Raw genomic sequence first — 18964 nt, 5'->3', positions numbered from 1 at the left:
TGCCTGCGGAAGCAGCTTTGCTGCCACATAACTTGACACTTTGAGGGCTAACCGATCCGGCCGCATTGGTGGGGACGGCGCAAGCAGGGAAATAAACTATAGTTTGAGGGGATTCGCTGGTCGGAAGCCGATACGGCGGAAGTCAAACTCGCGGGCCAACTGGCGGACCATTGCGTTCTCCGCAAGTTTCATCGTGCGGCGGGCGCGATGGTGGCGGTCGTCGTAGCCGAGGAGGTGCAGCACACCATGAACGATGTAGCGGACAAGTTCGTTCTGCCAGCTGACATGAAACCGGCTGGCTTGCGACAGCGCTTCATCCACACAAACAAAGACCTCACCGTGAACCAGACGAAGGGAGTTGGGCACTGGAGACGGTGGTCGCGCCTCTTCGGCATAGTCGAAGGTGATTACGTCGGTCGATCCTTTGTGGTGCAGGAAAGTCTCGTTGAGCCGGGTCATCTCGGCATCGGCCACGAGATAGACGCCCAGATTGAGATTGCCATCTGGCGACTTTCTCTGGAGCAGTTCATGCACAATTTGCCGGAGTAGACGCATGTTTATGCCACGACTACGCTGCCGGTTGCGCAACGTCACCAACCTTTGACATCCCAGCCCGCAGCGGGCGCACGGCACAGTCGCGGTGCTGCGCGCCGCGCCCGGCCGGTCACGCCGTCTCCTCATGCGAGGTAGGCGGCTTCTGGCCGCGGTGCGTTTCGTAGGCGGTGATAATCCGTTGCACCAGGGGATGCCGCACGACATCCCTCTTGGTGAACTCCACAATTGCGATGCCTTCGATGTGTTTCAGGGCGCGGTGCGCCTCAAGCAAGCCGGACTTCTTGTGCATTGGCAGGTCAATCTGCGTTTCGTCACCGGTAATCACCGCTTTGGAGTTGATGCCCAGCCGCGTTAGGAACATGAACATCTGCTCGGTGGTTGAATTCTGCGCCTCATCCAGAATGATGAAAGCGTTGTTCAGTGTGCGCCCGCGCATATAGGCAAGGGGCGCGATTTCGATAACGCCCCGCTCGGTGTGCTTCTGGATTTCCTCGGCCGGGAGCATGTCGTGCAAAGCGTCGTGTAGCGGGCGCAAGTAAGGCATGATCTTCTCGTAAAGGTCCCCGGGCAGAAAGCCCAGCGCTTCGCCCGCTTCGACCGCAGGTCGGGTCAAGATGATGCGCGAAACTCGGCCTTCGCGCAAAGAGGTCAGTGCCAGCGCGACCGCCAGGTAGGTCTTGCCTGTGCCAGCCGGGCCAACGCCGATCGTCACATCGTGGCGCCGGATCGCATCCAGATACCGCTTCTGCCCTACCGTTTTGGCCGTTACGCTCGACTTCTTCTCCGAAGTCTGAATACGGTCGCTCAGGATGTCTTTGAGCATCGGCACACCTTCGTGTTTGACGATGTTCAGGGCGTGCGAGAATTCGCGGTTGCGAATCGGCGCGCCAGCTTGCAGCGAATTTTCTAGCAGCAGAAACAGGTGCTTGGCACGGTCCATGGCCTCGGCCGCGCCCTCCAATTTGATCCAGCCTTCGCGGGAGGTGGCTTTGACGCCGAGTTGATGCTCGAGCGCCTGCAGGTTGCGAGGGTCGTTGTTGTAGAGTTGTTGCGCGATGCGGGCGTTTTCGAAGTGAAGTGTTTCAGTGGCCATGGCTAACTGCGAGGAGCGGGACCAGTAGCGGGTTTCGGGGGCGAGCAGGGGAGCAACCGTGTCGAGGAAACTGGAACAGTGTCAGACCTGGATAGCATGAGAAGCGAACAGCTAATCGCTGGCCAGAGCTTTCCGGAGCTTGGCGGCCAGGTCGCGCAGGGCTTCTGGCACCACAACGGTATTCGCCAGAATGGGCATGAAGTTCGTGTCACCCTGCCAGCGCGGCACAAGGTGGATGTGCACGTGGCCCTCAACCCCCGCCCCTGCCACCTTGCCCAAGTTGATTCCGATATTGAATCCATCCGGCTTCATCACCTTGCTCAGCGCGTTTTGGCAGCGCCGTGTCAATATCATTAAGTCTGCCAGTTCTGCGTTCGTCAACCCGTTCAAATCCGGTGCTTGCCTGTAGGGCACGATCAGCAGATGCCCGCCGGTGTAGGGATAGGTGTTCAGCACGGCGTAGCAGGTGCGGTCGCGCGCGATGACATGATTCGCCTCGTCATCGTTGGATTGGCCAATGCGAGCAAACAGGCTCTCGCCGGCCGCGGGTTTGGGCGCGAGGATGTATTCTATCCGCCAGGGAGCGTGCAATGCTTCCATGGGCAAAGATTAGTAATTGATGATGGGAATGTCAAAAAGGTATGCCAGCGTCCAGTGCCCGGATCTCACGTCGCAGCCTGAAGCCGAGTCTGGAGCACATGAACCAGGGCTTTGACCGGCAACTACATGAATAGAAGGCGGGCAAGTCAATTTCGAAGAAGACCAGATTTGACCGGTTCTGGGCCACGCAAGCTACGGACGGGTCCTCCACTGCAACCGACTTGATCTGCGCCCTCTCCATCGTGTAAACCGCTGCACAGCGCAAGAGGGCTTCATAGATCTCGGCCGATATCTGGTTGTCATCTAGATTACTGCCTACTCCATCCTCAGGGCTTCGTGGCGAGGTTCGAATGGTTGGCTAAATAGGTCTCTAGAAAGTCACGGACACATTGAAATTCCTCGCCGGCCTGATGGGAAAGGTCGGCGGCATTGGCAAGCGTGTTTTCAACGCCCCGCCGCTCCAGTTCACGCAACAGCGGCACTAACCGTCGGATGCCGCAAGTGGCACTCGCGCCAGCGCAACTATGGGCGAGTCGGCGCACTTCTTCGGGCTTGCCGGCCTGAACCGCTTTCTCCAGTTGTTGTAGTTGTTCGCTGGTCTGAGTGAGGTAAAGAGTCACAAGCTCGCGCACACTGTCCAGGTCGCCGTCCGTAAAATCGAGCAGCCGTGCCATGTCAACCGGCGCGTTGTCTGGCTTGGCGGAATCGTTCTCAACCGTGGGGGAGGGCGGGCTTGCCGGCGCCTCAGTCTTGCCTGCTACGGCTGCCCAGCGTTCCACGATTGCGCGAACATCATCCAACCGCACGGGCTTGGCGACGTAGTCGTCCATACCCGCTGCCAGGCACTTTTCGCGGTCACCTTGCATCGCGCTGGCGGTCATGGCAACGATGACTAGCGGGGACTTGTAATTGGGAAACCGCGCTGGCTGCGTCTGCCGCTTGCGAATAAGGCGCGTCGCTTCCAATCCATCCATTTCGGGCATCATTACGTCCATGAAGATCAGGTCATACGGCTGCCGGTCGAGCGCCGCCAGGGCCTCCAAGCCGTTGGATGCCAGGTCGGATCGGTAGCCCATCTGCTGGAGCAGCCGCATGGCCACCTTTTGATTGACGACGTTGTCATCGCAGAGCAGCACACGCAAGGGCAACCGGCAGGCGAGGGATGATTCGATATTGGTGCTGACGGCAGCGGCTTTGGGTATCGTGGGCTTTGAGCCGGAGATAATCCGAAGCACAATTTCGTGAAGTTGGCTGAGCTTGATTGGTTTGTTTAGTGAGCCTGCAAATAAAGCTCTGGCACTTTCCGGATAATCTGAATGGACTCCCACCGTTGTCAACAAGACAAGTGGCAGGGCGCTCCCGCCCGGCAGCTTGCGGATTTCGCCCGCCAATGCAATTCCGTCCATGCCGGGCATTTGCAGGTCAATGATAGCCAAATCGAAGCTCTCGCCCGCCTGCACCCATTCCAAGGCTTGAGACGGTTTCTGCGTGGCGCGCGCCTGCATTCCCCAATTTCTTGCTTGTGACGTAAGGAATCGGCAGCTGGTCGCGTTGTCATCTACGATCAAGACGCGGGTATCGGTTAAATGTGGTTGTGGCTGTTTGGGCGTCAGACGTGGCGCGTCAGGGGCCGCCTGCAAAGGCAGGGTGAAATGGAAGGTTGACCCTTTTTGCGGTACGCTTTCGACCCACATCTTGCCGCCCATCGCCTCGACCAACCGTTTGCTGATGGCCAACCCCAGGCCGGTGCCGCCGTAGTGGTGGGTGATCGAGGCGTCCGCCTGGCTGAACGACTGGAAAAGGCGGGCCAACCGGTCCACGGGAATACCAATACCTGTATCGCGCACCAGGAAATGAAGCTGCCACAGTCCAACCTTGGTGTCGGTTTGGTTCGGCACGGCAATGACCTCAACCACTAGCTCGACCTCTCCAGCAGCGGTGAACTTGACCCCATTGCTGAGCAGGTTGACGAGCACTTGCCGGAGCCGCGTGACATCGCCGCACAGTCGCGCCGGGATGCTCTCGTGCATTTGGTATGCTAACTCCAACTGCTTTGCCGCCGCCTGGGGGGCTAGCAGGTCCAGTGCGTCTTCGATGGCGGCACGAACGTCGAACGGCTGGTTCTCCAATTCGAGCTTGCCGGATTCGATTTTCGAGAAGTCGAGAATGTCATTGATGATTGTCAGCAACGATTCGCTGCTGGAATAGACTGTCTCCAGGTATCCCCGCTGCTCGTTGGTGAGTTGGGTTTCCAGCAGCAGGCCCGAGAGCGCAATTATCCCGTTCATAGGGGTGCGGATTTCGTGGCTCATGTTGGCCAGAAACGCCGCCTTAGCACGCGCCGCACCCTCCGCGGCCACGCGGGCCGTCAGCAGCTCGCGGTTGGTCTGCGTCAGCTCGTCTTGCAGAAGTTTGGCGCGCAGGACCGCGCGCAGACGGGCTCGCAGTTCGGCGGGCTCAAAAGGTTTGGTCAAGTAATCCACTGCGCCCAGTTCGAATCCTCGCAGCTTATCCGTGGTGCTGTTCCAGGCGGTTAGGACGATCACAGGCACGGATTGCGTTTCCGGGGACTCCTTGAGCTGCCGCAAGAGTTCGAAGCCGTTGACGTCCGGCAGACCCAGGTCCAGCAGAATCACGTCGAACCGTTTCTCCCGTGCCAGCGCCAAACCGGTCGCTGCGTCCTGTGCCAGGGCCAGGTCTATGTGGTCGCCATGCAACAAACCAGACAGCACCTCCGGCATTTGCGGATCATCCTCGATCAACAAGACGTGGGCTGCGGGCGGATTCATCGTCTAACGTTCACAGTAAATGGTGACTTGCTAAGTTCGATTGGCAGCAACTTGGCATCTACCAAGCACATTCAACACCAATCCCCTCCTGGAACCAACTTGATTCTTCTTTCCGGCGATGTCGCGAAGAGGCAGCGGCTTCCGGAGTGCGCCGGAACTGTGTTTGGGCGATACGCACCATCACATGGCCGGCGCTGACCTGCAACAAGACAAGCATGTCGGGTTTCAGGACATGCAAAGAAACAATTGCCACGGTGGCGTCCGGGCGGGTAAATTGCCGCGCATGGTTCACGCTCTGCTCAACCACAGTGCGGTTGACGAGACCTCCTCATTTCGTGAGACGTACGTGCGAGCATATCGTTTGATGTTGCTCGCGCGCATCCTTGACGACAAATTTGCCAGCCTGTATCGCATGGGCAAGATCCATGGCGGGGTCTTCCTCGGACGCGGACAGGAGGCGTTGAGCGTTTCGGTTGGGCTGGCCTTGCGCAAGGGAGACATCTTTGCACCGCTCATTCGCGACGGGGCTGGGCGGTTGGCTTTCGGAGAGCCAATTCTGGATGCGGTGCGGACCTACCTGGGATCGCCTTTGGGCCCGATGCGTGCGCGTGACGGCAACATCCATCGAGGCCGGCCTAGGGAAGGACTGTTTGTCATGATTAGCCATCTGGGCGCTATGATATCCGTGGTAAATGGCGCCCTGCTAGCCCACCGGATGAAGGGCGTCGGAGGAACGGTTGGCGCCGCCTGCATTGGGGACGGCGCGACTTCTACCGGCGCCTTCCATGAGGCGGTAAACCAGGCTGCCGTAGAGAAGCTGCCACTCGTGTTGGTTGTCGCCAACAACCAATACGCGTACTCCACACCTACGGATCGCCAATTCGCCTGTCGCTCGCTGCTGGACAAGGCTGGGGGCTACGGCATTCAGGGACAGGACGTGGACGGGACCGACCTGTCCGCCTGTCTCAAGGTGGTAGGCGAGGCGGTTAGCCAGGCGCGGAGGGGCCAGGGGCCGCAATTGGTCGTCGCCAGCTTGCTGCGCCTTTGCGGTCACGGCGAGCATGACGACGCCGGCTACATTGATCCGAAGTTGAAGCAATCCCCGGTCGGGCGGGATTGCCTCAAATTGGCCGAGAACTGCTTGATCGAGAACCGCTGGGCGGACGCCCCGATGCTTGCTGCCTGGCGCCGGGAGGCGGTGGAAAAGGTTGAGGAGAGCGTTGCCAAAGTCCAACGGGAACCGGGGCCGGATCCCTACAGGGAGGACTGGTGTGCGCTGGCCTCGAAGCACCTGAGCGAAGGGCACGACCCGGTTTGATCAAGAGATGAGAATTACCTATCTTGATGCAATTCGGGAGGCGCAAGCGCGGGCGCTGGCCGACGACGCGCGCGTTTTCATCTACGGGCAGGACGTGGGTGCTTTCGGCGGCGCCTTCAAGGCGACGAAGAACCTGGCGCAGAGGTTCCCCGGGCGCGTGATTGACTCGCCTATCAGTGAGGATGCCATGCTCGGACTTGCAGTGGGAGCAGCCATCCAGGGGATGCGGCCCATCATCGAAGTTCAGTTCGCTGACTTTTCCACGCCCGCCTTCAACCAGATCGTCAATCAGGCGGCGACACTGTATTGGCGGACGAAGGTGCCCTGCCCGATTACAGTGCGGCTGCCCTGTGGCGGCACTTCCGGCAGCGGCCCGTTTCACAGCCAGAGCATGGAGGCGATCTACGCACATTACCCGGGGCTGGTGGTCATGACTCCCGCCACGGTGGAGGATGCCTACAGTATGCTGCTCGAAGCGGTGGCGATTGACGATCCGGTCATATTCTGCGAGCACAAGTATCTCTATTACCACTTGAAGGCAGAACAACTGCCCCTTGAGGCCATGCCGACTGGTAAGGCGCGGATCGCACGGGCGGGACGCGACCTGACCATTGTGGCCTATAGCGCCATGGTCCACGAGGCGCTGGTCGTGGCGGATGAGTTGGCGTCGGAAGGCACCGAGCTTGAGGTCGTGGACCTGCGCTCAGTGAAGCCTCTGGATACGGATACGGTGATGGCTTCAGTTGCGCGCACGGGTCGCCTGCTTTGCATCGGTGAGGCGTGGCCGTGGGGCGGCGTGACGGCGGAGGTGATCGCGCGGGTTGCCAGCGAGGGCTTTGGTCTCTTGGACGCGCCGCCACAGCGGCTTAACGCCAAGGACACGCCGGTCCCGTATCATCCGAATCTCTGGGCAGCCCATCGTCCGACGGCGGGCAGCGTAGCCGCCGCCGCTCGACGGCTGCTGCAACTATGAAGATCGAAATGGCGAATTGGAGAACTGTAGCGCCGGAGTGCTGGTCCGTTGATTGGTTTCGACGCTGGTTGCACCGGTTCTCCCGCCACTCCATGGCCCCATCACTCCGTGATACCACTCCTCCGTCAGTTCATCATTCCACCCCCGCAGCCTGATTTCCATGCCCTCAATCCCTATCATCATGCCCCAACTCGGCGAGTCCATCGCTGAAGCCACGGTAGTCAACCTGCTCGTCCCGGTCGGCCAGCAAGTGCAAACGGATGAGGACATCATTGAAGTTGAAACAAGCAAAGCGACCATGAACGTGGCTTCCCCGTGTCCGGGACGGGTGGAGCGGTTTTTGGTGAAGTTGGGTGAGAGCTATCCCGTTGGCACAGTGCTGGGTTACTTGCAAGCCAGTCAGGGGGATGCCGCACGCTTGGGCCTGGATACCTCGCCGTCCCTACAGGAAGACGACGAGACCGAGGACGCCGTGTCCGCGAGCAGGGCCCAAGCTGGCAGCGGGCAAAAGCGTGTCGAGCCGACGGTACGCGGCCTCCCGGTTCCGGCGAATACCTCCGGCGCCAGCTTCATGTCCCCGCGCATGAAAGCACGCATGATGGAGTTGGGCCTGGGCGCTGCGGATATGGCCGGTCTTCCCGGCAGCGGCGCGGCCGGGCGCGTGACTATCCAGGACTTTGAGAAGTTTATTGCCAACCTGGAGAAGCATAGACTGAGTCAGGCCTCCTCCATGCGTGTGGCTGTCGCGGATGCCATGCGGCGCAGTTGGACTCGCCCCCTGGCGACGGTCGCGCTGCCCGCATGCTTTGATGCACTCCTGAAGCATCGCAGGACATGTGAGCCGAAGCCTGGTCCTGCGCTCTATGCGTTGCGCGCCCTGGCTCTGGCACTGGCGGAGAACAGTGCTCCCGCCGGGCGGCTTATTGGCAACAAAATCGTCCATCCAACCGCGATTGATGTCGGCTTTGCCGTCGAGGCGGAAGAAGGGGTGCTGGTTCCGGTGATCCGCAACGCGGATGAAAGGCTGCTCAAGGACCTGGTCCAACACTACGATGAATTGGTTGAGTTGGCGCGCCAGCGCAAACTGCCGGCCGAGGCTACGGGCGGGTCCATCGCCACGGTCACCAACTTCGGCACCTTCGGACTGACGTGGGCCACGCCGATTCCTCTACCGGAGCAAACTTTGGTGCTGGGGATGGGCGCAGCCCGCCGGATGCCTAATTGGGACGTTGCGACAGGCCAGTTCGTGCCGGTGATGGAAGCTAACTTGACGCTGAGCTTCGATCATCGCGTCCTGGACGGCGGCGCTGCCGGTCGCTTGCTGGCCCGCGTCGCGCAACTGCTGTGTAGTCCCGAGATGCTGTAAGCGTCATTGGTAGCATCAGATGCCGGGTAAGGAGCCGTTTCTGCATCCCCCACCAGTGGACATACCTTCTGCATCGCGGATTCGCACACACAAGTCAATGGCCGCTGTCTTGAGGTGGATGCGTTATCCATCCATGCCAGTCAGTTCAGGCACTGGAGCCGGTTGGGTTGGAACAGTCTCGCGATGAGTTCAGCGCGACTTCGGCAGGATTTGTAAAACCCTTCAGATTCAGAGGCTGGCGTGCCATGTTGCCTGCCCTTAAAGCAGCGTCTGAATCGCACCGCACTGCGCCAGACCCATGTATTGTGATGGCTCAGTCTGTCGAAGAGTGCAATGATAGCAGGATGTTATTCGGAGCCCATTGTTCAACGGCTGGTGGGATTTGGAAAGCTTTGCAGCGATGCAGAACAATCGGCGGTCATGTGTGCCAGGTGTTCGTCAAGAACAACATGCAATGGTTCGGCAAACCGTTTGCGCGAAACGATCTCTCCTCGTATGCGAAGGAGTTGACTGCGAGCCACCTCGCTTGTGTCTTTGGCCATGCCGGTTACCTCATTAACCTCGGCGCGCCGGCGTCGCAGAACCGCGACCGCTCCATCCAGTCGCTCATTCAGGAAATTGAATTTGCGACCGATCTCCGGCTCCCATTTTTGGTGTTGCATCCCGGTGCGCACCTGGGCGCGGGCGAGGCGGCGGGCATTAAACAGATTGCGGCGGGACTGGACGAGGTGTTCGTCGCGACCAAGAAGTCATCCGTGCGCATAGCATTGGAGAACACAGCGGGGCAGGGGACGTGCCTGGGAAATCGTGTGGAGCACCTGGCGGCGATCTTCGATCGAGTCAGGAAGCCCGAACGGCTGGGTGTGTGCCTTGACACCGCCCATTTCTTTGCGGCTGGCTACGATATTCGCACACCCAAGGGTTGGAATGCAGCGATCCGTGAAGTTGGCTCGCTGATCGGGATGCGGCAGATCCTCGCCTTCCACTTAAACGACTCCAAGACCGAGCTGAGCTCGCGAGTGGATCGCCATGAGCACATCGGGCAGGGGAGGATTGGAAAAGCAGCCTTCCGGCACATTGTCAACGATGCCCGGTTTCGGCTCCACCCGGGGTGCCTGGAAACGCCGAAGTCCGATGATTTGCACGAGGATGTCCGCAATCTCGCCACCCTTCGTTCGCTGGTGAAGTCCAACAGATAAACCGGCGCTGACTCGGATTCATGCCCACAAGCAGCCTTCGGGTCGCGTAGTGCCGGGATTGGTTTACTGGGCCGGACGCCAATCGAGGACTTTTAATTGGATCGTGCGGCGGCCATTGTAATCGTTAATCTGCGGCGCAAAGGCCAGGTCAAAGGGGGCGGCTGGCAGCGGTTCGTTTGCAGCACCCCACCAGACAGCTTCATGGGTGGTGTGGCCATCGGTCATCCAGAGCTTGAGGTGCTGCTTCTCGGCGCCCATTCGTTGCGGAGGGCGTTGCTGGTTAAGGCCGCGTGCCAAGAGCTGCACGGGTGGATTGCCCTGGCCAATGGGGCGCAACCGGTCGATGGCCGCAAGGCACTCCAAATCCAGTTCCGCGAACGCAATCTCAGCATCCAGGCGCAGGGGCGGCTGAAGTTCTTCGGGCTTGAGGGTGCGGCGGGCGATTTGGTTAAAGCGGGCGCGGAAGGTGTCGAGGTTGGCGAACGGGAGGCTTAGCCCAGCCGCCATCGCGTGGCCGCCTTGCCGGTGAAGCAGGCCGGCGCACTCGCGCAGGGCGGCGGCCAGGTCAAACCCGGGGATGCTGCGTCCCGAGCCGCGCAAATCCGTGCCATCACCGCCGAGGATGATGGTCGGACGGTAAAACTGCTGGAGGACGCGGGCGGCAACAATGCCCACCACGCCGATGTGCCACGACGGATCGCCCTCGACAATGGCAAAATCGGTCTGGGGGTTGAACCGGGTGCGCACAGCGGCAATCACCTGGTCGGCGATGCCCCGCTCGATCTTCTGGCGGTCGTGGTTGCAGGTATCAAGAGATTGCGCGATAGGCAAGGCCTCGGCCAGATCGCGCGCCAGAAGCAGGCGCAGCGCCTCCTCGGCGGTTTCCAGTCGGCCAGCGGCATTGAGGCGGGGGGCGAGCTGGAAGCCAACTTCGTAAGTGCCGAGCCGGGCAGGGGATTGAGCGACTTTTTTCAGGGCCGCCAGACCGGGGCGTTGGGTGGTGTTCAGGCGTTCGAGGCCAACGGATGCCAGGATGCGATTTTCGCCGGTCAGCGGAACAACGTCCGCGATGGTTCCCAAGGCGACCAGGTCAAGGAGGGGGCGCAGGTCCAAAGCTGACGCGCCAGGCAAGCCGGTTTCGCGGGCGCGTTTGAGCAGGGCGTGGGCGAGCTTGAAGGCGAGTCCCACCGAGCACAACTCGGTAAAAGAGCCGCATGTCTCAATTGAACCGCATGGGTTGATTGGTGGGGTCTGCCGAGTGTCAGCTGAGGGAGAGGGTAGCGCGAGTTGGGGATTGACCAAGGCAACGGCGGCAGGGGTAGGGGAGCCCACCTGGTGATGGTCGAGGACGATGACATCCACGCCCCGCTGGCGAAGTGCGGCGATGACAGAGGAGGCGGTTGACCCGCAATCCACAGCCAGCAATAGCGAGGTGGGGGATTGCGCCAGGCACTTGTCCACGGCTTCCTGGCTCAAACCGTAGCCTTCCTCCATGCGATGGGGCAGGTAATAGCGGACTTGGCAGCCGAGTGCGCCGAGCACCTCCATGAGCAGGGCGGTGGAAGTGACACCGTCCACATCGTAATCACCGAAGATGACTAGCGGCTCGTTGCGGAGGCGGGCCTGAAGTAGCCGCTCTACGGCTGCGCCCATCTGGGGAAGCAGGAATGGATCAGCCAGTTGCCTGAGGCGAGGCTGGAGGAAGGCGGCGCCGGCATTTGGCTCGGTCAAGCCGCGGTTGAGCAGGCATTGGGCGAGGAGTGGGGGAATCCGCAGCGCGTCCGCCAACTGCGCTGCCAGGCGAGGCTGGGGAGACGCCAGTGACCAGCGGAACTTCATGGTCAGGCTTTGCTCTTCTTCTGACGACCGACGGTGAGCGAGAGGATGATGGAAATCAAAATGATCCCACCGACCACCAGCAGTGAAACGGTAATGGGGATTTCTACTTGAAACCAGCGCTCGTGGCCTCCGTGCGGGTCGAGCAGCATCTTGATACCGATAAACACAAGCACCAGTGACAGGCCAACTTTCAAATAGCGGAAGTAGTCGAGGGCACCCGCCAGCACGAAATACAGCGAACGCAAACCCAGAATCGCAAACACATTGGAGGTGAAGACAATGAAGGGCTTGGTGGTCACCGCAAAGATGGCGGGGATGGAATCCAGTGCGAAAATGAGATCCGTCGTTTCAACCATTACCAGCACGAGGGCCAGGGGGGTGAGCGCCTTGCGCCCCTTCCAGATGGTTACGAATTTCTGCCCGTCCAATTGGGTGGTGACCGGGTAGACCTTTCGTACCCACTTGACGACCCGGTTCTTCTCCGGGTGGACCTCGGTCTTGACGAAGAGCATCTTGACGCCGGTGAAAAGGACGAAGGCGCCAAGCACGTATAGAATCCAATGCAACCACGAGATGAGCACCGCGCCTGCCCCGATCATCAGCCCGCGCATGATCAGCGCGCCCACGATGCCCCAGAATAACACCCGATGCTGGTATTGGCCGGGGATCTGGAAATACGCAAAGATGAGGGCAATCACAAAGACATTGTCCATCGAAAGGGATAACTCAATAAGATAGCCGGTAAGGAATTCCAGGGACTCCTTCGGGCCGCGCAGCGGGTGCAGGCCGGCCGCAAATAGCATTGCCACCGAGAACCAAACGGCGGTCCAGGCGAGCGCTTCCCGGAACTTGACCACGTGGGCCCGGCGATGAAACAGACCAAGGTCGAGGGCCAGGAAAACCAGCACGCAGGCAATGAAGCCCGCCCAGTGCCAGTAGGTAATCTCAACCAGGGCAAGCATGGCCCGTAACTGCGGCTACTTTCGCGCGGGAGCCGGCACGCCTTCGACAACCGTCGGTTGCGCCCCCGCCCCGATGTGCGGCCGCTGGCCTTTGTGCCACCAAAGCACGATGGCGCTGGCGATATATATGCTGGAGTAGGTGCCGACGAGAATACCAATCAGGAACGTAAAAGCGAAGTCGTTAATGGCGCCGCCGCCGAAGATATAAAGCGACAGGGTCGAGAGGAAGACGGTGCCGGAGGTGATGATCGTGCGGCTCAAGGTCTGATTGAGCGCCTTGTTCACCACCTCGCGGAAGGAGCCGCGGATGCCCAGTTTCAGGTCTTCCCGTATGCGGTCGAAGATGACAATTGTGTCGTTGATGGAGAAGCCAATGATGGTAAGGATGGCGGCCACGGTGGCGGAGTTGAATTCCCGGCCGGATATGCAGTAGATCCCTAGCGTAATGAGCGCGTCATGGATCAAAGCCACGACGGAGCCGACGGCAAACGAGAACTCATAGCGAAACGCCACGTAAATCAGAATGCCAAACAGGGAGAGCAACAACGCGATGGCGGCCGACTTCTGGATCTCCTTTCCGATGGTGGCGCCGATGCGGTCCTGGCCGAGCAAATGGAACTTGGCGGAGGTCATTTCCGCCAGCGCAGCTTTTACCTTCTCCGCGGTCCCGGGGGCGGAATCCACGCGCAAGGTCTCGCGCCGGCTGGCCACATCCTTCTGAAATTGAATGCGCGGGTCCTTGACGCCGACTTTAGTGAGGGCGGTTCGCACGTCGGCTTCTCCCGGCTTCTGCTCGAAAGCGAACAGGACAGTATCGCCGCCGCGGAATTCCACGCCGAACGAGGCTTCGCCGCGCCGGATGGTGTAGACAATCCCAATCGCGATTACGATCCAGGAGGTTATAAAGGCCGGCTTGGCCAGCTTCATGAAGTCAATCTTCTCCGCCCGGACAAGGTGAAGCATCGGGAGCGCTTTGAGCCAGCCACGCGCCAGCAAGAAGTCGAAGATCAGCCTGGTGACGATCAGCGCCGTGAACATGCTGGCACAAATACCAATTGTGAGGGTGACGCCAAATCCCTTGATAGAACCCGTGCCCATGTAGATTAGAATCACCGAAGAAATGAGCGTCGTCAGATTCGAGTCAAAGATGGTGCCGAAGGCGCGGGCGTACCCGGCATCTATCGCGCCGCGCAGGGACTTGCCCTTGGCCGATTCCTCGCGTATGCGCTCGTAGATCAGCACGTTGGCGTCCACCGCCATGCCCACAGTCAGAACGATGCCGGCGATGCCGGGCAGGGTAAGGGTGGTGCCGATGGAACACATGACCCCCAGCAGGATGATGATATTGGCTACGATCGCTATGTTGGCCACTATCCCGGCGAGAAGGTAATAGATGATCATGAACACGGCCACCGCCAGTGTGCCGTAGATGGCGGCGCTGATGCCGCTGCGGATGGAGTCTTTCCCCAAAGTCGGGTCCACCTCGCGCGACTCGTCAATGCGAAGCGGGGCACGGAGCGGATTCTCCAGGACGTTGGCCAGTTCAAATGCCTCGCGGTTGTCGAATTGGCCGGTGATCTGGCCGCTGCCAGTCTCGATGGGGGTTTGGATGACCGGTGCTGAGTAAAGCTCCCCATCGAGGATAATAGCCAGGCGCTGCCCCACGTTTTCGCGCGTGATTTCGGCGAAGCGTTCGGCCCCTTTGGAGTCGAGCGTGAAGTGGATTTCCGGTTCGCCCATCGTGCCGCGAACCACCATGGCGCTCTTGAGACCGCTGCCGTCCATCTCCGCGCGCCGCTTGACCTCGACCTCCTCGATGCGCTCCCGGCCGTCGCGCGTCCGCTCCTTGCGCTTTTTGATCTCATAGCCGGGCTGGACGATGCCGTCCTTGATGTCTTGATCGCTGGTCGGGCACACCAGGCGGAATTCCAGGAATGCCGCGCGCTGAATGGCGGCCTTGGCGCTCTCCTGGTCGGCGGCCGAAAGGCCGGGCAGTTGGACCAGAATCCGGTTGTGGCCCTGCGGCTGGATCAGAGGTTCAGCGACGCCGAACTTGTCAACGCGTTTGCGCAGGACCTCAACCGCGTGCGAAATGGCGGTGCTGGCATCGGCGGCATTGGCCAGTTGGTTGGTGTCCATGCTGACCAGGAAGGAGGTGCCTCCCTGGAGGTCGAGGCCCAGCCGGATGCGGCCGGCCGCCTTGCGCTGCAGGCGGTTGAGGATGTAGGCGGTTGGCTGCAGCTGGTCTTTGGCGCCGAACGAAGGGAAATACCGGGTAATGTCATTGGTCCCGATGGCGGTGACCAAATTATCGTAGGGCTTCTCCGGCATGGCCTTTTGCAGCGCCAGAGCGTTGGTGAAGATGGCGGTGAAGGCGGGATCCCGGTTGACCGCCTTATCGCGGAAATACTGCACGAGATCGCGCCCCTTGGGCGGATAAAGCTCGTACAGCGACCAGAGGACGACGAGGACAACGAGGATAAGGCGCCAGAAGTTATTTCGGTTCATGGGTGCAGCTCAGGATTGGCTCGATTCACCGCTACGCTCGGTGATTTCCGCGACGGCGGACTTGGTGATTTCGAATTTGGCGTCAGCAGAGCGGATAGACAGGGTTTTCTCTTTGACAGTGACCACGATGGCCACAATGCCGCTGTTGGTGAGAATCTTGTCGCCGGGCCGGATGGCCTTGAGCAGGTTGGCGTGGTCCTTGGCCTTCTTCTGCTGGGGCCGGATCAGGGCGAAGTAAAACACCACGACCAGCAAGGCCAGCGGCACCATGTTGACCCAGGCCGGTGGCGCGGACTGCCCCGGCTGCGCCGGCGGCGCCAGGGCCAGCAAGGCGTAAGGACTCGCTAAATTCATATAGTTAATGAGCCGTCAAATCTAGGCACCCCCGCGCTTTTGGCAAGCTTAAGTATCAGGAAGTTGCACAAATCCCGTTGCCGGGCGCATGCCTGTCCGCTAGTCTGTCGCCTACACCAAACACCGACAGCGGTTATGACCAGTTTTTCGAGCCTGCGGTTCCGCTTGGTGGGCACAGTGTTTTTTGCCGTCGCGCCTGCCTGGGTGATGATGTACTTCGCGGACAAGTATTACGCCGCCCACTACGGAGCACACCTTCCCTGGTCCGGATTTGCGGTCGGGTTGCTGGCGCTGGGGGCGGCGTGGTTTGGCGGGGAGCGGTTTATTCTCCGGCAGGTGCGGGTCCTGAACCGCGCGGCGCAACTGTTGCGCACCGGAGACCTCAGCAGCCGTACGGGCCTGGCCCACGAGAGGGGTGAATTGGGCGACCTGGCCCGGAACATTGATGGCATGGCCGCCGCACTGGAGGACCGCGCCAAAGAACGCGAGCGGACGGAACGAATGCTCCTTTGCCGCTCCTTCCAGCAAACCACGGTGGCGGCACTCGGCCAGTTCGCGATGATGAGCAATGACATCGCGGCGCTGCTGAACCAGGCCGTATTGCTGGTCGCCCAGACGCTGGAGGTGGAATTCTGCTATCTCCTGGAGCTGCAGCCGGGCGGCAAGTTCCTGCTGTTGCGGGCCGGCGTGGGGTGGAAACCCGGGCAAGTTGGCAAGGCGGTCATTCCGGCGGACCCGCAAACGGAGGCCGGGTTTACGCTGAGCGCCGGAGAGGCGGTGGTTTTTGAGCGCCTCGCCACGGAGACCCGGTTCCGCAGCTCGCCATTGGTGACTGACCATGGAGTTGCCAGCGGCATCACCGTCGCGATTGGCGGGCATGGACAGGCGTTCGGCGTTCTGGGGGCGCTCACGGCGCGCCAGCGCAGGTTCACAGAAGAAGAAGTCCATTTCCTGTTCTCGCTCTCCACGCTGCTGGCTATGGCGGTTGCGCGGATTCGGGCGCAGACGGAACTCCAGAAGCTGGCCGCGTTCGCCAAGCTGAATCCCAACCCGGCCATGGAAATAACTCGCGACGGCGCCGTGACCTACTTTAACGACGCTGCCCGCAGGCTCGGACAATCCGTGGGCCAGGATAATCCGCGCGAATTGTTGCCACCCGATGCGCGGGAGATCGTGCAAGAATGCCTGGCGGCCGGCCGCAGCGTGCTGGATCGGCAGACCGTCTTCGCCGGGCGCACGTTATGCTGGTCGTTTCACCCCGTGGCCGCCGGCCAGGTGGTGCACTGCTATGTCGAGGACATCACGAACCGGCTGAGTCTGGAGGCGCAGTTGCGTCAGTCGCAGAAGATGGAGTCCATCGGCCAACTGGCCGCAGGTGTGGCGCACGATTTCAACAACATGCTCACCGTCATCCAGGGCCATGCCGGCATGATGATGGCCAGGCCGAACCTGTCTTCCGAGCTGTCGGACTCCGCGGGCGCGATTTACTCCGCCGCCGAGCGTGCCGCCACGCTCACCCGCCAGTTGCTCATGTTCAGCCGCAAGAACGTGATGAAGGCTGAGGCGCAGGATCTCCGGGCCATCGTCGGTGAGTTGACCAGTATGCTCCGGCGCCTGTTGGGCGAGACCATCACCCTCGAGTTCAAGCCGCCGCCGGAATTGCCCCTGGTGCAGGCGGACCGGGGGATGGTGGAGCAGGTGATCATGAACCTCGCGGTCAATGCGCGCGACGCCATGCCGGGCGGCGGCACGCTGACGATCAGCATTGAACCGGTCGAACTGAACGACGCCTACGTGCACACTCATCCCGAAGCCCGGCTGGGCGCGTTTGTCTGCCTGCGGGTCAGTGATACCGGGTGCGGCATGGACGCGGCCACCATGAGCCGGATCTTCGAGCCGTTTTTCACTACCAAAGAAGGCGGCAAAGGAACGGGCCTGGGCCTGGCGATGGTCTATGGCATCGTCAAACAGCATGACGGCTGGATCGAAGTCGGCAGCGAGGTGGGCAAAGGCACGACTTTCGACGTCCTCTTTCCGGCCAGCACTGAGCCGGCCAAGACGTTGGCGCCGGCGGCGGTTCAAGGCGCGGTGCGAGGCGGTCGGGAGACCATTTTGGTGGTAGAGGATGAGGCGCTGCTGCGGGACATGGCGCATCTGATCTTGCAGGACTGTGGCTACCGTGTGCTCGAAGCGGTTTCCGGAGCGGAAGCCCTCCAGGTTTGGGAGCGCAACTCCGGCGGCATTGACCTGGTGATTACCGACGTGGTCATGCCCGGCGGCATGTCGGGCCGCGAGCTCGCGGTAAAGCTCAAGACCAGCAAACCGCAGCTTAAGATTATTCTCACCAGTGGCTACAACATGGAGGAATCCAATACCACTTTCTTTCGGCGGAGCGGCGCGCGATTCCTGCAGAAGCCTTATACTCGCCCGGATTTGGCCAAGGTCGTGCGCGAGTGCCTGGACAATCAGGACGGGGCTGGCTAAGGACGTTGCCGTGCAGGCAAACACCCGCCGATAACCGCCAGGACCGTTGCCAAACGAAGGGCGCCTTGCGCTTGCACGGCGCGAGCTTGTGCGGGTCGTGCCAGCGGCCTGACGGCTAGAGCTTGTAGCCAATCTGGCGCAGAAAACTCCTGCGCCAGGCAATGTCGGGCGCGGCTTCGGCGCCTTTGGGGGGGAAGCCATCCACAACTCCCGTGATGCCCCGCCCCTGCGTCGTTTCAGCAAGGAGCACCTGAGTGGGATTGGCTGTGGCGCAGAAGATCCGGCAGACCTCTGGCACCATCTTGATGGCGTTGAGCACGTTGACCGGAAAGTAGCCCTCGCCGAGGAAGACAATGAAGCTGTGACCGGCGGCGAGGGCGAGGGCGTTCTTCTGAGCCAGCTCAATCATCGCCGGGTCGGTGCCGGTCCAGCGCACAAGGCATTTGCCGGAGGCTTCGCAGAAGGCGAGGCCGAACTTGATGCCGGGGACGGCGCCCACCAACGCTTCGTGGATGTCCTCGACAGACTTGATAAAATGGGTCTGGCCGAGGATGAAGTTGATTGGCTCCGGCTTTTCGATCTGGACGGCAACGAGTTTGATTTCCATAGCAACCGGATGTTTGCGCGGTTAGCGCAACGGGTCAAGAAGTCGTAACAACTGTAGTGGCCGACATCAGTCGGCATCGGATCGAGGATGGGGGGGCCGATTAAAGTCACCTGCTTCATCCCGCAATCCGTTGGTACAGTCCCATGCTCATGGACCGAATCGCCGCGTCGGTAGAAATTGGCATTGTGTCCATTTTTGGGACAGTGATGGCTCCCGAGCGCAGCCCCCACAGCCGGATGTTGCGGTGTGGCACCGGTGTGATACGCGTGATACCCCGGTGTGTATCCCATGGGGAGCGCTCCCCATGGGATACACAC

At 60.7% G+C, this 18964-nt stretch carries 14 protein-coding genes; 5 read left to right on the top strand and 9 right to left on the bottom strand.

The genetic code is table 11. From position 1 onward, the window contains the following. Nucleotides 1-96: 96 nt before the first annotated feature. From ybeY to P5205_20300, 4 genes are all read right to left on the bottom strand, one after another. Complete coding sequence (ybeY, locus tag P5205_20315; GenBank protein ID HSA12711.1) at nt 97-555, bottom strand: rRNA maturation RNase YbeY; 459 nt, start codon at nt 553-555, stop codon at nt 97-99. A 109-nt stretch (nt 556-664) separates the two neighbouring features. Next, entirely contained in the window at nt 665-1648 is a 984-nt protein-coding gene (locus P5205_20310; protein HSA12710.1) for a PhoH family protein, read from the bottom strand. A 111-nt stretch (nt 1649-1759) separates the two neighbouring features. Beyond that, the gene (locus tag P5205_20305) at nt 1760-2248 is read right to left on the bottom strand and encodes an HIT domain-containing protein (GenBank protein ID HSA12709.1); all 489 of its coding nucleotides are present in this window, start codon (nt 2246-2248) and stop codon (nt 1760-1762) included. Nucleotides 2249-2574: 326 nt separating this feature from the next. Then, nucleotides 2575-5037, bottom strand: a complete 2463-nt coding sequence (locus tag P5205_20300; GenBank protein HSA12708.1) for a response regulator — start codon at nt 5035-5037, stop codon at nt 2575-2577. A 283-nt stretch (nt 5038-5320) separates the two neighbouring features. Between P5205_20300 and P5205_20295 the strand changes: the two genes are divergently transcribed. The 4 genes from P5205_20295 (at nt 5321) to P5205_20280 (ending at nt 9893) form a co-directional block, all read left to right on the top strand. Then, on the top strand, nt 5321-6355 hold the full coding sequence (locus P5205_20295; GenBank protein HSA12707.1) for a thiamine pyrophosphate-dependent dehydrogenase E1 component subunit alpha: 1035 nt from the start codon (nt 5321-5323) through the stop codon (nt 6353-6355). Nucleotides 6356-6362: 7 nt separating this feature from the next. Further along, on the top strand, nt 6363-7328 hold the full coding sequence (locus tag P5205_20290) for a transketolase C-terminal domain-containing protein (protein ID HSA12706.1): 966 nt from the start codon (nt 6363-6365) through the stop codon (nt 7326-7328). Between the two features lie 160 nt (nt 7329-7488). Next, nucleotides 7489-8694 carry a 2-oxo acid dehydrogenase subunit E2 gene (locus tag P5205_20285; GenBank protein HSA12705.1) on the top strand — a complete coding sequence of 402 codons (1206 nt, stop codon included), beginning with the start codon at nt 7489-7491 and terminating at the stop codon, nt 8692-8694. Nucleotides 8695-9038: 344 nt separating this feature from the next. Continuing rightward, on the top strand, nt 9039-9893 hold the full coding sequence (locus P5205_20280) for a deoxyribonuclease IV (GenBank protein ID HSA12704.1): 855 nt from the start codon (nt 9039-9041) through the stop codon (nt 9891-9893). A 63-nt stretch (nt 9894-9956) separates the two neighbouring features. On the opposite strand, the gene P5205_20275 is transcribed toward P5205_20280, so the two are convergent. From P5205_20275 to yajC, 4 genes are read right to left on the bottom strand one after another with little or no spacing between them, the layout of a single operon-like run. Beyond that, nucleotides 9957-11732 (bottom strand): DHHA1 domain-containing protein, encoded by a 1776-nt coding sequence (locus P5205_20275; protein HSA12703.1) that lies wholly within the window; start codon nt 11730-11732, stop codon nt 9957-9959. Between the two features lie 2 nt (nt 11733-11734). Beyond that, entirely contained in the window at nt 11735-12694 is a 960-nt protein-coding gene (locus P5205_20270) for a TerC family protein (GenBank protein ID HSA12702.1), read from the bottom strand. 15 nt (nt 12695-12709) lie between these two features. Continuing rightward, the gene (secD, locus tag P5205_20265; protein ID HSA12701.1) at nt 12710-15202 is read right to left on the bottom strand and encodes a protein translocase subunit SecD; all 2493 of its coding nucleotides are present in this window, start codon (nt 15200-15202) and stop codon (nt 12710-12712) included. A gap of 9 nt (nt 15203-15211) precedes the next feature. Next, the gene (yajC, locus tag P5205_20260; GenBank protein ID HSA12700.1) at nt 15212-15556 is read right to left on the bottom strand and encodes a preprotein translocase subunit YajC; all 345 of its coding nucleotides are present in this window, start codon (nt 15554-15556) and stop codon (nt 15212-15214) included. 135 nt (nt 15557-15691) lie between these two features. Here yajC and P5205_20255 point away from each other — a divergent pair, with 135 nt between their 5' ends. Further along, a complete protein-coding gene (locus P5205_20255; GenBank protein ID HSA12699.1) occupies nt 15692-18040 on the top strand; it encodes an ATP-binding protein in 2349 nt (782 codons plus the stop codon). A gap of 115 nt (nt 18041-18155) precedes the next feature. Here the strand turns inward: P5205_20255 and P5205_20250 are convergent, their stop codons facing one another. Beyond that, nucleotides 18156-18641, bottom strand: coding sequence for an adenosine-specific kinase (locus P5205_20250; GenBank protein HSA12698.1), 486 nt, complete (start codon nt 18639-18641; stop codon nt 18156-18158). Nucleotides 18642-18964 lie beyond the last annotated feature (323 nt).

This window comes from Candidatus Paceibacterota bacterium, from assembly GCA_035452965.1.
In the GTDB taxonomy this organism is placed as follows: Bacteria; Verrucomicrobiota; Verrucomicrobiia; order Limisphaerales; family UBA8199; genus UBA8199.
This window is presented reverse-complemented; position numbering and strand designations above follow the sequence as displayed.

Excerpts from the sequence above, each read along its gene's own strand:
- secD (HSA12701.1), bottom strand. The coding sequence starts at position 15,202 with ATGAACCGAAATAACTTCTGGCGCCTTATCCTCGTTGTCCTCGTCGTC.
- P5205_20290 (HSA12706.1), top strand. The coding sequence starts at position 6,363 with ATGAGAATTACCTATCTTGATGCAATTCGGGAGGCGCAAGCGCGGGCG.
- P5205_20275 (HSA12703.1), bottom strand. The coding sequence starts at position 11,732 with ATGAAGTTCCGCTGGTCACTGGCGTCTCCCCAGCCTCGCCTGGCAGCG.
- P5205_20255 (HSA12699.1), top strand. The coding sequence starts at position 15,692 with ATGACCAGTTTTTCGAGCCTGCGGTTCCGCTTGGTGGGCACAGTGTTT.
- P5205_20310 (HSA12710.1), bottom strand. The coding sequence starts at position 1,648 with ATGGCCACTGAAACACTTCACTTCGAAAACGCCCGCATCGCGCAACAA.
- P5205_20300 (HSA12708.1), bottom strand. The coding sequence starts at position 5,037 with ATGAATCCGCCCGCAGCCCACGTCTTGTTGATCGAGGATGATCCGCAA.
- P5205_20270 (HSA12702.1), bottom strand. The coding sequence starts at position 12,694 with ATGCTTGCCCTGGTTGAGATTACCTACTGGCACTGGGCGGGCTTCATT.
- yajC (HSA12700.1), bottom strand. The coding sequence starts at position 15,556 with ATGAATTTAGCGAGTCCTTACGCCTTGCTGGCCCTGGCGCCGCCGGCG.
- P5205_20305 (HSA12709.1), bottom strand. The coding sequence starts at position 2,248 with ATGGAAGCATTGCACGCTCCCTGGCGGATAGAATACATCCTCGCGCCC.
- ybeY (HSA12711.1), bottom strand. The coding sequence starts at position 555 with ATGCGTCTACTCCGGCAAATTGTGCATGAACTGCTCCAGAGAAAGTCG.
- P5205_20295 (HSA12707.1), top strand. The coding sequence starts at position 5,321 with ATGGTTCACGCTCTGCTCAACCACAGTGCGGTTGACGAGACCTCCTCA.
- P5205_20280 (HSA12704.1), top strand. The coding sequence starts at position 9,039 with ATGTTATTCGGAGCCCATTGTTCAACGGCTGGTGGGATTTGGAAAGCT.
- P5205_20285 (HSA12705.1), top strand. The coding sequence starts at position 7,489 with ATGCCCTCAATCCCTATCATCATGCCCCAACTCGGCGAGTCCATCGCT.